Below are 772 nucleotides of genomic sequence, written 5' to 3'. Positions count from 1 at the left end.
AAGTAACTTCCACAGGCTTGGAGAATAATTATCCGGTTTCTGCCCGATGGCGTTTCTTATAGATTGATTAGTGGATGAGCAGCTTCGGTGATAGCGTCACTTGGTCAGGGGCGATATACTGGAGCTGCATTTTTTTCAGTATTTCCGGCCCAATGGTTTTCATTGCCAGTTCGTAAGGGGTTCTCCCATTAAGCCGTTTTCTTGGGGCATTGTTGATGTGGTCTACACATTTTCGGACATCCCATTGGGTAAGGTTTGTAAAAACGGTTCCTTTGGGTAGGATCATTCGGAGCATCGTGTGCACGTTCTCAATTCCAGCCTTTTGGTTGCTGCGCATGGGATCACAGTAAAAGATACTAGTGCGAGGAGTTCCGTCAGGGCCATGTTCCAGGTCATCCGGCTTTCCGAATTCCTGACCGCGGTCCGTAAGGATGACCGGCATAAGGAAAGAAAATTCATAAGCATCACCTAATACAGACTGTAAATGTTCAAAGACTGCTTTTACAGAGCCTGGGGAACATCGGTCCATCAGATGGGCCCAGAACAGTTCAATCGCTGGGAAATAAAAGGTAAGGATACATTTTGAAGAACCATTCGCAGAAAGAACCGTATCCATTTCCCAAAAATCCAGTTCATCCGCATGGCTGTCTTTGAAGTCCTTATAAGTACGCCCGATAAAAATCTCCTTGTCCAGGATCTGTTTGTTATGGGTAGCCCTTTTTTTGAACTTGACTTTCCGTTTCAAATCCACATTTCTGGTCAGCAGGAGATT

The 772-nt window shown here is 45.3% G+C and carries 1 protein-coding gene; it reads right to left on the bottom strand.

Annotated features, from left to right (window positions below; genetic code table 11):
• Window positions 1–67: 67 nt before the first annotated feature.
• The coding region (locus tag B5E84_RS20225) for a transposase (protein WP_442911406.1) at window positions 68–772 on the bottom strand (705 nt) is incomplete at its 5' end.

The sequence above is a fragment of the Lachnoclostridium sp. An14 genome (genome assembly GCF_002160755.1).
In the GTDB taxonomy this organism is placed as follows: domain Bacteria; phylum Bacillota; class Clostridia; order Lachnospirales; family Lachnospiraceae; genus Lachnoclostridium_A.
The sequence above is the reverse complement of the archived record's forward strand: the minus strand, read 5'-3'. Positions and strand labels throughout refer to the sequence as shown.